The 12,138-nt window shown below is 61.4% G+C and carries 11 protein-coding genes; 2 read left to right on the top strand and 9 right to left on the bottom strand.

Going from position 1 to position 12,138, the window contains the following annotated elements; genetic code table 11:
* Positions 1 to 18 precede the first annotated feature (18 nt).
* Positions 19 to 1,647 carry a hypothetical protein gene (locus tag AB4879_RS03940; RefSeq protein WP_370506526.1) on the bottom strand — a complete coding sequence of 543 codons (1,629 nt, stop codon included), beginning with the start codon at positions 1,645 to 1,647 and terminating at the stop codon, positions 19 to 21.
* A 37-nt stretch (positions 1,648 to 1,684) separates the two neighbouring features.
* On the opposite strand from AB4879_RS03940, the gene AB4879_RS03935 reads away from it, so the two are divergent.
* Complete coding sequence (locus AB4879_RS03935; protein ID WP_370506525.1) at positions 1,685 to 2,191, top strand: hypothetical protein; 507 nt, start codon at positions 1,685 to 1,687, stop codon at positions 2,189 to 2,191.
* A gap of 5 nt (positions 2,192 to 2,196) precedes the next feature.
* On the opposite strand, the gene AB4879_RS03930 is transcribed toward AB4879_RS03935, so the two are convergent.
* A complete protein-coding gene (locus tag AB4879_RS03930; RefSeq protein WP_370506524.1) occupies positions 2,197 to 2,529 on the bottom strand; it encodes a sigma factor-like helix-turn-helix DNA-binding protein in 333 nt (110 codons plus the stop codon).
* 211 nt (positions 2,530 to 2,740) lie between these two features.
* Entirely contained in the window at positions 2,741 to 3,310 is a 570-nt protein-coding gene (locus AB4879_RS03925; RefSeq protein ID WP_370506523.1) for a recombinase family protein, read from the bottom strand.
* Positions 3,311 to 3,491: 181 nt separating this feature from the next.
* On the opposite strand from AB4879_RS03925, the gene AB4879_RS03920 reads away from it, so the two are divergent.
* Positions 3,492 to 3,713: a hypothetical protein gene (locus AB4879_RS03920; RefSeq protein WP_370506522.1), complete on the top strand. Its 222-nt coding sequence runs from the start codon at positions 3,492 to 3,494 to the stop codon at positions 3,711 to 3,713.
* Between the two features lie 1,572 nt (positions 3,714 to 5,285).
* Here AB4879_RS03920 and AB4879_RS03915 read toward each other — a convergent pair.
* From AB4879_RS03915 to AB4879_RS03890, 6 genes are all read right to left on the bottom strand, one after another.
* Positions 5,286 to 6,707 carry a serine/threonine-protein kinase gene (locus AB4879_RS03915; protein ID WP_370506553.1) on the bottom strand — a complete coding sequence of 474 codons (1,422 nt, stop codon included), beginning with the start codon at positions 6,705 to 6,707 and terminating at the stop codon, positions 5,286 to 5,288.
* Between the two features lie 101 nt (positions 6,708 to 6,808).
* A complete protein-coding gene (locus AB4879_RS03910; protein WP_370506521.1) occupies positions 6,809 to 7,024 on the bottom strand; it encodes a hypothetical protein in 216 nt (71 codons plus the stop codon).
* Between the two features lie 889 nt (positions 7,025 to 7,913).
* Complete coding sequence (locus tag AB4879_RS03905) at positions 7,914 to 8,177, bottom strand: hypothetical protein (protein WP_370506520.1); 264 nt, start codon at positions 8,175 to 8,177, stop codon at positions 7,914 to 7,916.
* Positions 8,178 to 8,671: 494 nt separating this feature from the next.
* The gene (nrdF, locus tag AB4879_RS03900; protein ID WP_083116674.1) at positions 8,672 to 9,646 is read right to left on the bottom strand and encodes a class 1b ribonucleoside-diphosphate reductase subunit beta; all 975 of its coding nucleotides are present in this window, start codon (positions 9,644 to 9,646) and stop codon (positions 8,672 to 8,674) included.
* 158 nt (positions 9,647 to 9,804) lie between these two features.
* On the bottom strand, positions 9,805 to 11,310 hold the full coding sequence (locus AB4879_RS03895; protein WP_370506519.1) for a flavin-containing monooxygenase: 1,506 nt from the start codon (positions 11,308 to 11,310) through the stop codon (positions 9,805 to 9,807).
* Positions 11,311 to 11,358: 48 nt separating this feature from the next.
* Positions 11,359 to 12,096: a TetR/AcrR family transcriptional regulator gene (locus AB4879_RS03890; RefSeq protein ID WP_370506518.1), complete on the bottom strand. Its 738-nt coding sequence runs from the start codon at positions 12,094 to 12,096 to the stop codon at positions 11,359 to 11,361.
* Positions 12,097 to 12,138 lie beyond the last annotated feature (42 nt).

Genomic DNA, 12,138 nt, shown 5'->3' with positions numbered 1-12,138 from the left:
TGCAATTTTCGTTCGTACTCACATCCCGCTGAGCGCCAACATCCGCCCCTTCGTGATCGCCGGGACGACGACCTCGTGCAAGTAAGCGCACTTCAGTGACGACCAATTTCCACGGGACGGGTGTCGAAGTGACACCCAGGCGAACCGGTTTCCGCCGAACTCGCAGGCCACGACATTCGGAGCAACTGATTTGGTGACCCCGAGGGTGGAGAAGAGCGTGTTGTCTAGACCCGCCCCTTGCGAGATCACGAGCGTTGGTTGAAGGATTTCGAGACTTGCGCGCAAGTGCCGTGAGCATGACTTCCGCATGACGCCGGTAGCCCGCGACTTTGCAGTTCCGTGATCCACCGCTGAACACAAGAGCAGGTTGGTCATCGCGTATGCGTCGAAGAGATGGGTGCTTGTTCCGTCGGCGAGCTGGATACGCTCGGTATCTGCGTCGACCGGTAGCCCGAACGCCAGGCGGAGTGCGAAGGTAACTCCCCGCATATGCTGATTCCGTTGGCCGAAAGTCAGCTTGCCGGAAGCGAGTACGTCCTGGGTGCGCTGCTCGACCGTTCGATGTTGCTTCGGTTCCCCGGTCTCCATTGGCAGGACAACTACCCGGTGCGGATTGCCGTCTACACGCATGTCGTAGAACGGGCCGACCATGTGCCCTTGAGCTTCGTAGAAGCTGGCACCGCCCTTCTCCGCAGACAAGCGGCACGCGCTCGCCGACTTGCACACGAAGCCCCCTTCAGGGTTCCAGACATTCGCCGACAGATACGACTCAAGGCGTGCCTTGCGCTGCTCCGAAGCTGCGCGATCGACCGAGAAAGCTTGCGACGCAATCGCTGATCGGTCAGCGTCGCTGCGCAATTGGGCGATGTCTTGATGCGGGTTGCGCCAGACCTCGGGGTCGAGTGCGGCAGGACCGACGGTGGTGAGGTCATCGGGAATGGGCACTCCGACGTCGGATACACGCACCGTCACATCCTGGTCGACTTTGGTGGTGGTGACGACGACAGCATCGTTGAGCACGGCGGGATCGACGGTAAGCAGGCCCTTGTCGATGAGGCCCATGAGCATGATGTGGGTGTAGATCACGCGGTCGCAGATGCGGGCGATACCGGGCGCAGCCGCGTAGTACCGCTCGTCGATGCTCAAGTCGCGGATAACGGGAGACCTCGGCGACTTGGCGTGGATGACGTCACCGTAGAGCCAGGAGTACATCAACTTGCGGTCGGTGACAGTCCCGCTGGGCGTGGCGACCCAGTAGGCCTGGGCCGCTAGATTGCCGTCGATCACGTCCTGCCAGTAGTCGCGCCACCACTGCAGATCGATCTCATCGTCGAGCGTGTCGGTGCCTACGAGTTGTTCCAGTGCGTCGAGCGCCGTGCCGTAGTAGATCGGCTCCGACGCAAGGATCAATGGGCGCACACGGCTCGCCAGAGACTCCAACGCCTCCTCGGGCGGGTACTCGACTTGCAGCCGGTGGCTCTCCTCGCCGGTCTTGGTATTGACGGTAACCATGATCGTTACCTCGCCGGTGTGCAGCTTGACCATCAGCGCCGCCTGCTCACGAATCAGTTTGTGCGCCATGACCCGTCGGGTGCGCAGCAGGAAGCCCTCGATGACGGCTCGCGGCGTCAATGGTGCGGAGGCCATGGCGCGATGCTATTGGGATTCGGTAAGTGTTGTAGGCGTGGAAGCCGAATCCGATTCTTCAGAGCGTCCCGCGCTAGGCGGGCGAGCCCCCGGCCACCTCGGCTTGGGTGCAGCGGGGGAACTTCTCTTCGCCAGCCGGATCGCGCTCTTCGGTTACCAGGTGTACCGGCCTCTCGCCGACGATCGCGGAGTGGACCTAGTTGTTGACGTCGGTGATGGCCAACATGCGATGGTCCAGGTGAAGTCCGTCCACCCCGGCAGCTACGTGTTCATGAGGAAGTCAACGTTCGCGTTGAAACCGTGGGTAGCTGTCGGCGTCGTGGTTTTCGACCAGGATCACGAGATCTGGCCGGGCTTGTACTTGATTCCGGCGACGGCGTGGTTGGAGCCCGTCAGCCCGCTCGTCGATCACGAGTATGAAGGCAAGAAGTCAGCTCCCGAGTTCGGTTTGAGTATCCGCAAAAACTGGCAGCAGGAATTGGATCAGTGGAGCGCCACCGAGGCGCACATCGAGGCAGTCTTAGAAGCGGCGCGTCGCCGGTAATCGGTTCAACCATTCTTGTATGTCAGAACCGCGTAATGGATGGCGTTGTTAACGGTGGTTTTTGAGACGCCGAGCTCATCAGCTATCTGCTGCTGCGTCCGTCCTTGGCCGTGCAAGTCCCGGATGGTCTCGTCTCGTTGGTGCCTTCTCTGACGCATAAAACTCGTCCCCATCGCGGCAATCTCGCGAATTGAATATCCCTGTTTCAACAGTGCGCGATGCCGGGCCTTACGCCGCTCCCGCTCCCGCTCCCGCTCAAGGTCGCCACGCACGTACGGTTTCAGAACACGGTTGTTCTTCAAGTCGTACCAGTCCAGGTCGTATTCGCTGCTGCTCATGTGGCGTTCCCTGGTTTCCAGAGGTTGGAAGAGTCTTACTACGCGACACGATGACGAAGCAAGTGTTCAGAGTTCAGCGGCTTTTAGTTACTACGTCCAAGATGTGCCGGCAGCGACATCTGACGAGGACGCCGGTCTCCCATTACCTAAACCGCGTGCATGACGACCTCATCCCCGAATTGGTCAAGCGCCCCGCGTCTTTCGAAGTAATTCACGCGACGGTCGACGGGAACTCCGACAAGTAGCGGTACACCGTGGCGCGAGAGACGCCGAGCATCTTCGCGATGTCGGTGGCCGCGATGCCCTTGTCGCGCAAGTCCGGCGCTTTTGCGGCATCGACGTCGTCGACCTTGCGGGGACGCCCACCCTTACGCCCGTTGGCGGCAGCCGCTGCGAGACCGGCGCGGGTCCGCTCGATCATCGTGTCACGTTCGAGTTGGGCGAACGCCGCCATGATGGTGAGCATGGCTTTACCCATCGCGCCCTCGGTGTGGAGGCCCTCGGTGATGCTGCGGAAGCCGATGCCGTGTGACGTCAGTTGATCGACGACCGTCAGCACATGCTGGGTATTGCGTCCGAGACGGTCGAGCTTCCACACCGTGAGGACATCGCCTTCGCGGAGGTGATCGAGACAAGCATCGAGGCCGGGACGGTCCGAAGTGGAGCCGCTAACGCCTTGGTCGCGGAACACACGCTCAACCCCGGCATCTTTCAGCGCATCGAGCTGCAGCGCCATGTTCTGGTCGGCGGTCGAGACCCTCGCGTACCCAATGACTGCCATTGCACCCCCGTCTCATAAACCCGTCGGATTCCAGGTATTGAGAATATCAGTTATGAGACTAGTTTTCGAGACACATACAGGAGCCCTTTGTTCCAGCTCGCCCGGCGGAGGCGTCCAGTACGCCTATTTCTCGGCAACCCATCGTTTTTAAGACAGCTACGGGAGTTCGCCAGTGTCTTGAATGTCGACTATTCCGAGACGAATGTTCGGGGGCGGTGTTGGCCCATGCCAGCTCACCGTGCGCACGCTGGCCGACATCGAAACCAGTGTGCGCCGCGCGAGTCCGGGAACTTACGCGATGTCGGAGAACAGGCTGGCCTGGGTAGCGGGCACCTTCGACATCGCCGGGGGCAAACTCAAAGAATGCGTGCCACTGCGGCGCGACAGCCCCGAACGGCGATAGTACTTCCACACCACCGACGCGCTGTCGCCTGCCTCCACCGAGGAGCTATTGCCGGAGCTGCGCCGCCCCCGGCACAAGCGAGTGATCTATGAACAGCCATACGTCAATTCAAAAAATGTAAACATGCGCGTTATTGCCACCATTGCATTTAATGAGATTGTCCGCTATCGCCCCACAGTCCATGGGAATTGGTCCCAGGCCGGGAACTGTCGGGCTGATCACTGAAACCCCGCCGCTAGAGCCCATTGCGTACTGCCGTGCGTAGGCGTCCCGCACTGCCATCGCGAAACGGCAGGAAGTGTAGGGTGCTGTACCGGATGCACCTAGGCCTTGAACGCCGAGATCGGCCGCAACTGAAGTAAAGAGTTCACTGGTGCCAGGGTCGCACATATCCGTGTTCCGCGGTTGCGCCGCTTTTGCTGGCGGAGTAGGCGACGTTGTCGATGACACAGCCGTTGGAACACTAAAGAAACCCAATATAGTTATGATCACCAAGCTGAAAAGCGCGGTCAAAATACACTCGACCACTCTTCTAACTGTTCTGGACAATAGAAAAGCCGTCGCAATCGCACCAGCGACTACGGTGACGATCACCGTTATCCCCACACTGAAGCCGATGTAGATTGCCCAGTGAATATACGTCCCAAGGGGAAATCCGATTCGGTTTAACCCAAAGAGTGACGTGACAGCGCCGACGGCGGCCGATATGGCACTCTCAGAGAGGGGATTCACTGCGTCGCCAGCAGGATCACTCATTCCCCTCACCCCCGACAAAGGCCTTGGCCGCAGCAGCTAGCAGGAACCTTCGCGCAGCTGGCCCATAATCTTTCTGCAGCTGGCGACCGGCGGCACGCCAATCATTCATCCTCCTGCAGCTACGCGCCGAACCCCCGCCCCGCTGCCCCGATCGATGGCTACCTGCCACATAACCCCCTCGATTTGTGAACACCGTTACCCGTGAACTCGCTGGGAGGGTTATAGCAACAAAGATGAGGTGCGCTCTATGAATTCGTCAACATTGCAGCAAGTCAATCCGAACGGACCACAGCCGGAAAGGGCGGCGAGGCCGGAAGGGTACTGGCTGGGCTGATCGACCCTGATCATGTCAAGCGCGTCAGCAGGTTCGATGATCGACTTGGCCAGCAAGTCCTCGAATATCAGGAGCGCCGACGAGGAGCGCCCTGGCTATTGCACGCTTGTACCGACTGCGGCCACGTTTGCGTGCCTTCGAGAGTTCTCGTATTTCTAGTTTTCGCTACCCCGCCCCCACCAGCGACTGCGGCAATGAAGTAGACGTTGCAGAGGCCGGGGGGCGGCGCGCCAATTCCCGTTACGAACGGGCGCTATCTGTCAGCGTGATTCCACAAGCGATTCGCGAATACAGCGTTCATGATGTCGACGCTCAACGGGTCAAGTGCTCCGACGTGGCGGCAAGAATCCGAGGTGGTCGAGTACGGGCTCTTTTCCCTGTAGACAGGCATTAGCTGCTTTTCGTGAGGCCTAGCTACCCGCCGTCGGAACTGTTGACGGCATCGCTCACCGCAGCGTGCGACCTGCCATGGAGATACGAGGTCACCCGGACGCGACTCCCCAGAACCAGCCACCTCCAGCGAAGATCTGCTTGCATTCCATAAGGCCAAGCGTTCCGGGTGCGACTGCGCCGGGAGTTTCGCAAGGAACCATCGGCGCAGGGCCTAGGGGGTTCACCTCCGACGGCGGCGGCGGGGTATACGGAGTCATGGCGACGTTGGTGTTCGGAATCACCCCTGGCGTCAAGGACCATTCGTATCCGTCGGTGTATTGAACCCGTGAGCAGTAGTAGATCGCCCCGTCGGGGCCTGTGCCGATAGCTCCGCCTGGTGGCGGACAGGCTGAGCCCAGGGCTCCGGCGGGAGGGTAAGTAGGCCGCGCCGGGGTCGACACAGATTGTGTCGGCTGCGGCGGCGGCGGAGGAGGAGGCGCAGGGGGTAACGGAGGCGCAGTAGTCGCGCTCGTAGTGGTCGGTGCGGTGCTCGACGAAACGGCGGAAGTGTTCGTTTGCGCGGGCAGCCAGAGCACCCCGATGACCACGATCACGACGAGGAGGATTGCGCCCATTCCGCAAAGGACAAGCCGAGATCGCCGAACGGGCGGTTTGGTTAGGGTTCCGCCAATTGCGGAAGCGGGTGTTCGTGGTTGGCCTGCCGCTTGAGTGGCTGCGTTGGCGGACGCACCTGCCTGTCCAGGCATTGCAGCGTTCAAGGCCTGCGTGAACGCGGAACAGGACGCATAACGGTCAGCCGGGTTCTTGGCGAGTGCTTTCTGGAGTGCTTCGTCTAAGCGTGCGCAGTCCGGGCGGCAGTCACGCAAGTTGGGCGGTGTCGTGTTGAGGTGTCTGCTGATGACGACGGCGGGGTTGGAGTGAGGAAACAGTTGTGCGCCGGTCAGCAGGTTGTACGTCGTTGCGGCGAGGGCGTATTCGTCAGCTCGCCCGTCCATCGGCTCGCCCATAAGTTGCTCGGGCGCTGCGTAAGCGACGGTCCCCACCGTCATGTTCGTCGTGGTCAGGCCGTTGGTGTCTTCGAGCGGGCGGGCGATGCCGAAGTCGGAGAGGGAAATGGTCGGGTCGTCGGTGTCGAGGTCAGCGACCACGATGTTGGCGGGTTTGACGTCCCGGTGCAGCAGGCCCTTTTTGTGGGCGTGGTCCAGCGCGCTGGCCACCGCGCTGACGATGGGCACGACGAGTTCGACGGGCATGCCAGCCGGGTACCGCTGCTCCACTAGCTGGCCGAGGTCGGTGCCGTCGATGTAGTCCATGGAGATCCAGAGCTGCCCCTCATGCTCGCCTCGGTCGTGTACGCCGACTATGTGAGGGTGCCGTAGGCCTGCCGCGAGGTCCGCTTCCCGGATAAACCGGTCCCGGAAGGAGGGGTCGCTGGATATGTCCGCTCGAAGCACCTTCAGCGCCTCTTGCCGAGGCAAGCGAGGGTGCTGCACTAAGTAGACCTCGCCCATCCCCCCTGAGCCGAGCAGCCGCAGGACCCGATATCCGGCGAAGGTCTCACCGATTCTCAGAGCCATGGGCGCATGCTAGGGAGTGACCATGTCCGTGTTGATCATGAGGTCGCTTGACGCTTTGCCTCATCCATGGCGCGTTGATGGCGAGGGCATGTGGTGTTGACCGCCATAGCTACAGCCGTGCCCGCATCGCGGCCTCCGTAGCCGTATGGCGCGGCATACAGCACGTGATAGATGTCTTCGACACTCGCCACAGAAACACCGTTTACGTCAAGGTCATTGCAAATCAGCGCGTATACGTCGGCCACGGTCACTGCGTACACGTCCTTAGGGTTGGTTATGGTAGGCGGTCCGCTCGAACCACCTGCAGCCGATCCAGCCGACTCGTCTTGCCAATTACCTCCAAGGCACCCGAGAAACCCGTTCGATGAATACGGGTCGCAATTTCCCGTCGGGCGGCTAGGGCACGCCGGACCTGTCGGAGAATACGGGTCGCAACTGGTTGGTTCGGCCTGTGCAGTTGACCCAAGAACAGCAGGCAGCAACGCGCTGAAGCTGATAGCAGCGAGGCATCCCTGCCTCAAGATGTTTCGCAACATTTCCCCTCGGTGTACCAGTTCATCGTCGCGTCTGGCACCAGCGTTGGTGCCTGTGCGGCGGCGCTACTTGGCGACGGCCAAGATCACCGCATAGAGACTAGGGGCGTTCTTGAAAGTCGACACTAAGGATATTTCTTCAGATAGTCGATGAATACGGGAAAGTAGCTTGGACATGACGCCTTTATCGCGTAACCGATTGCCCTTTGCGTCTGCTTATAGTTCAGGTTCGTCTGCGACATGACGATCGAGACAATTGCCCAAATTTCGTGCGCAGTAGGCGTCTCCGCGACGGTGTTACAGATCTTTTTGTCATGTTCCATCGCGTACGCCTCAGGGCTCGGCCAGTAGTAATCATCGGCCCGAGCAGTAGTGGCGAACGCTGTAGTCAGCGCCACGACTGATGAAAGGAGCAAGGTTGCGCCTGCGACGACAGACCCTACTGGGCGTCCTCCCGTCGAACCAGTGCTCCTCCGGCGTAGACGCCTATTCCTCATCTGCCACCCCCGCCAACGGGCGACGGCGAGATTGAGCGCCCTCGTTGGTTTCGCTCAATGTCCCCCCTCGTCAGCCTCTTTGGGTTGCTAGTTTCCCACCAAGGCGGTTCCTATGTCGTCCGGCCGTTCAACGACGTTACATAGGCTGCGCCAAGATCAACAGCAAATGTATCGACACGGCGCCCCAGAATGAACATTCCAGATGTCCACGTGTTATAGGTCGGTTCCCACCTGCTCGGCGTCAATCGTGTCTCATTGAGGTTCCACTCGCCCGATCGCCAGGCTTCCGGCGGCAGTGTCGCCGCCTCCGCCTCCATCGCGGCGCACAACTCGACGTAGGTGTATCGGACGTCGTACACCGCGTCAGCGTCCATAGGTATCACCACCGACCATCCGGGCTCTGACTGACCCAAAGCGTCTCGATGTCAGACGATTTCGCGTTCCCACTTGAACCGAGGATGGCAACTTGGAGTGAAACTACATGGTTATTGGGCTCTGCAGCAGTGGTTTTCAACATCGTTGTGAGCGTTTTACCAGTTCAGAGGCCAAGAGATCCATATCAAGTAGGCTTGGATACAGCGGTTCTAGTAGCTATAACTTCGTCTTTCATTTTCATTCCACTACAGGCGCGCTACAGGGCCTCAGCGTCGCTTCGTCTTGAATCCACGCTTATTCGTCTGGCGGTTGTCCGGTGTGCGGTAGCGAACCCGGTACCGCTTGCCCTGTTTGGTCTCGCATGCGGCGACGGCTGCCATCTCCACAGCGTAGAGAAATGTGGGCAAGAGTTGCTCTGCGACCGTCTGATTGGCCAACAAGGGCGGACCGCTTTCAGCCCGCCCTTGTTCAAAAATCCCGCCAAACTAGGACTTTAGAAGTTCCAGTCCTCGTCTTCGGTGACGACGGCCTTGCCGATGACATAGCTCGAACCCGACCCGGAGAAGAAGTCGTGGTTCTCGTCGGCGTTCGGCGACAGCGCCGACAGGATCGCCGGGTTCACCTCGGTCTCGTCGCGCGGGAACAGCGCCTCGAAGCCCATGTTCATCAACGCCTTGTTCGCGTTGTAGCGCAGGTACTTCTTGACGTCCTCGGTCAGCCCGACCGAGTCGTAGAGATCCTGCGTGTACTCAATCTCGTTCTCGTACAACGCGAAAAGCAGCTCGTAGGCGTAGTCCTTGAGGTCCTGCTTACGCTCATCGGTCTGGACCGCATAGCCCTTCTGGAACTTGTAGCCGATGTAGTACGCGTGCACGGCCTCGTCGCGGATGATCAGCCGGATCAGGTCAGCGGTGTTGGTGAGCTTGGCCCGGCTCGACCAGTACATCGGCAGGTAGAAGCCGGAGTAGAACAGGAACGCTTCGAGGAAGACCGAGGCGATCTTGCGCTTGAGCGGATCATCACCGCGGTAGTAGTCGAGGATGATCTGCGCCTTGCGCTGCAGGTTGACGTTCTCCTCCGACCAGCGGAACGCCTCGTCGATCTCGGCGGTCGAGCACAGCGTGGAGAAGATCGAGCTGTAGCTCTTGGCGTGCACCGACTCCATGAACGTGATGTTGGTCAGCACCGCTTCTTCGTGCGGGGTGAGTGCATCCGGGATCATGCTGACCGAGCCGACCGTGCTCTGGATGGTGTCCAACAGTGTCAGGCCGGTGAAGACGCGCATGGTGAGCTGCTTCTCGTCGGCGGTCAGCGTGCCCCACGACGGGATGTCGTTGGACACCGGCACCTTCTCGGGCAACCAGAAATTACCGGTCAAGCGATCCCAGACTTCCGCGTCCTTCTCGTCAATGACACGGTTCCAGTTGATCGCCGTCGCCCGGTCGATCAGCTTCGTTCCATCGCTCACCGAAACCCCACTTCACCACGCTGTTTGCCCCGTTTCCGGCTGACGACCAAAACACTACCCCTGGGGTGTGACAACGCGCCGCAACACAACAACTTGTGTTGCGGCGGTGTCGAACCCACAGGTCCGACGCGCGTCGAGGCGGGGCTCGGCGTGTCGGGTCATCGCACCCCGGAGAAGCGGTATTCCGAGCGCTTCAGCGAACGGGTGGACAACCAGTACTGCCACGTCATGCCGCTCCACAGCGTGCGGTTCTTGCCGTGCTCGTCGAGATACCAGCTGCTGCAGCCGCCGGTGCTCCATACCGCACCCTGCAGATCGTCCTGCAGTTCGGCGTTGAAGGCGTCCTGGGCCGAGCGGGTCGGTGCCAGCGCCTGCGCACCGGCCTTGTCGACGGCACCGATCGCCTGGCCGACGTAGCGGATCTGCGACTCGATCATGAAAACCACCGAGTTGTGGCCCAGTCCGGTGTTCGGCCCGAGCAGGAAGAACAGGTTGGGCATGTCGGCGACGGCGATCCCGCGGTGCGCCTGCACGCCCTCGCGGTTCCAGCGGTCCACCAGATCCTCGCCGCCGGGGCCCTTGATGCCGACGTAGGTGTAGGAGTCGGTGACGTGGAAGCCGGTCGCGAACACGATGATGTCGGCCGGACGTTCGGTGCCGTCCTCGGTGACGATCCCGTGCGGGGTGATACGGGCGATGCGGTCGGTCACCAGCTCCGAGCGCGGCTCGGCGATGGCACGAAAATACCTGTTGGAGAACAGAACTCGCTTGCAGCCCACCCGATAGCTCGGCGTCAGCCGACGCCGAAGGTCGCGATCTTTGACCTGGTGGCGGATGTTCCACTTGCCGGCCATCTCCCCCAGCGTCAGCAGCTCGGGGCGTTTGGTCATCGCGAAGCCGAGGGCTTCCTGGAACCAGTAGATGCCGGTGCGCAACGCCGCCCGGGTACCGGGCACCGTGCCGAACGCGTTGCGCATCCACATCGGGATCGGATTGTTGGACCGTGGCAGCACCCATGCCGGGGTGCGTTGGTAGAGCTGCAGTGCGCCGACCTTGTCGACGATCTCCGGGACGATCTGGATGGCACTGGCTCCGGTGCCCACGACCGCGACCCGTTTGCCGGTGAGGTCGACACCGTGATCCCACTGCGCGGAATGGAACGCCTCCCCCTCGAAGTCGGCCAGGCCCTCGATATCGGGGATGGATGGGATGTGCAGCGCACCGGCCCCGGAGATGAGGAATTGCGCGACGTATTCGCGGCCGTCTTCGGTGAAGACGTGCCAGCGATACTCGGCGTCGTCCCAGTGGGCGCGTTCGACGCGGGCGCCGAAATGGATGTAGCGGCGCAGACCGTGCTTATCGGTCACACCCCTGAGGTAGTCCAGGATCTCCGGCTGCAGCGACCACATGTAGGTCCAGTCCGGCTTGGGTTCGAAGGAGAAGGAGTAGAGGTGCGCCGGGATGTCGCAGGCGCAGCCCGGGTAGCTGTTGTCGCGCCAGGTGCCACCGACGTCGTCGGCCTTCTCCAAAATCAGGAAGTCGACGCCGCGGCGCTGCAGCTCGATTCCCATCCCCAGCCCGGAGAAGCCGGTGCCGATGACCAGCGCCCGGGTGTGGACGGGTTCGGTGGTGGCGTCGGCGACGGCAGGCTCAACAACGGTCATGCGACCAAAATACCCAATACCGGCGGTATCGCCTAGGTGTGTTCGGGCTCAGCCGGCAGCGACACGGCGCTGCATGGCGTCGTGAATCGGGCGGTCGGGATCAAGATTGACGCCCAGCAAGTCCGCGGTGCCGTTGACCGTTCCGAGCATGATCGTGGTCAGGTGATTGATGAACTCGTCCGTCGGCATCCGGCGCGGGCTGTCCGGATCGGGGCCCAGCCACCAGTCGGTGGCCGCCGAGCACGCGCCGAACGCAGCCGCCGCAGCCAGTTGTAGCGCAGCGGGATCGAGCTGCATGCCACTGAGCTCGTTGTTGAACGTGTCGGCGAATGCCATCGTGATCTCGCGCCCCTCGTTGAGTGCGCGCTGCGTGGACTCGGACTGCTCGGGAAAGCGCCCCTGGAGCATGAACCGCAGCACATTGGGGTGCTGCTCGACCAGGTTGACGTACTCGGCCACCCCACGGCGGACGACCTCCCGGGTCGGGTCCGTGGCGGCGTCGATGTTGGAGAAAATCGCACTCCAGAGCATGTCGCGCAGCCGCTTGCCGATCGCCTGGAACAGGTCTGACTTGTCGGTGAAGTGCCGGTAGATCTTCGGCTTGGCGGTGCCGGCCTCTTCGGCGATCTCACGCAGGCTCACCTCGGGGCCGTGCTTGTCGATCGACCGGAACGCGGCGTCGACGATCTCGGCACGGACCTTCTTGCGGTGCTCCCGCCAGCGCTCACTGCGCGCGTCGACCTTGCCGGGCTCGGACCCCGACCGCGATCTGGAGACTTTACGCACGTCAAGAACTGTACCTGCAGTGTCGGCTGACCAGGGCCGACC

Source organism: Mycobacterium sp. SA01, assembly GCF_041287105.1.
In the GTDB taxonomy this organism is placed as follows: domain Bacteria; phylum Actinomycetota; class Actinomycetes; order Mycobacteriales; family Mycobacteriaceae; genus Mycobacterium.
Note: the sequence above shows the minus strand (reverse complement) of the source record. Positions and strands in the feature narration are given on the sequence as shown.

Bases quoted from the DNA above. Each gene is read 5' to 3' on its own strand.
- AB4879_RS03920 (WP_370506522.1), top strand. From the start codon at position 3,492: ATGTCGACTATTCCGAGACGAATGTTCGGGGGCGGTGTTGGCCCATGC.
- AB4879_RS03905 (WP_370506520.1), bottom strand. From the start codon at position 8,177: ATGGACGCTGACGCGGTGTACGACGTCCGATACACCTACGTCGAGTTG.
- AB4879_RS03940 (WP_370506526.1), bottom strand. From the start codon at position 1,647: ATGGCCTCCGCACCATTGACGCCGCGAGCCGTCATCGAGGGCTTCCTG.
- AB4879_RS03930 (WP_370506524.1), bottom strand. From the start codon at position 2,529: ATGAGCAGCAGCGAATACGACCTGGACTGGTACGACTTGAAGAACAAC.
- AB4879_RS03915 (WP_370506553.1), bottom strand. From the start codon at position 6,707: ATGGGCGAGGTCTACTTAGTGCAGCACCCTCGCTTGCCTCGGCAAGAG.
- AB4879_RS03895 (WP_370506519.1), bottom strand. From the start codon at position 11,310: ATGACCGTTGTTGAGCCTGCCGTCGCCGACGCCACCACCGAACCCGTC.
- AB4879_RS03925 (WP_370506523.1), bottom strand. From the start codon at position 3,310: ATGGCAGTCATTGGGTACGCGAGGGTCTCGACCGCCGACCAGAACATG.